Raw genomic sequence first — 549 nt, 5'->3', positions numbered from 1 at the left:
CACGCGTTCTTTGTCCCGTAACGGAATCGAAAAACTCAGATAAATACTGTCATCGCTACGCTGGTTATACGTGGTTTTATAGGCAGACAGGTTGGCGGAAATGCCTTTTATGCCTGCGAAATCAAAATATTTATTTAATGAAACGCCATAGCGATCCTGCTCGGCAGCATTCCAAAATGTGCTGTGGGTATACGTCAGGTAGGTGGACATACCGCTCAGCAGTGATGTCTTCTCTGAGGCAAAGTTTTTCGATACCGTGATGCTATAGCGCTCTTTTTCACTGTACAGGGCACTGTCGTAATTCAGTGCCGACAAGAACTGCGGCATGCTCATAAATGTTTTTTCAGAAAAACGATAGCCAGCAAAGCTGACCTGACTCTCGATGCTGTCAAAGAATTTGGACCAGTTCAGAGAAAAAGAGTGTCCCATCAGCGTTGAGGGCGCTTGTTCCAGCGTGGCGCGCGACTGTGTGACATCTGCCGTGAGTGCGCCCAGCAAATAAAGGTTTTTCCCCACGCCCGCTGCCCAGGATTGATAGCTGTCAGAAAG

General features: G+C 47.9%; 1 protein-coding gene. It reads right to left on the bottom strand.

Features of this window, described 5'->3' with window-relative positions; all coding sequences use genetic code 11:
• On the bottom strand, positions 1–549 hold a 549-nt coding region (locus J5224_RS34615), incomplete at both ends, for a fimbria/pilus outer membrane usher protein (protein WP_264629343.1).

It is taken from the genome of Candidatus Symbiopectobacterium sp. NZEC135 (assembly GCF_025962695.1).
The sequence above is the reverse complement of the archived record's forward strand: the minus strand, read 5'-3'. Positions and strand labels throughout refer to the sequence as shown.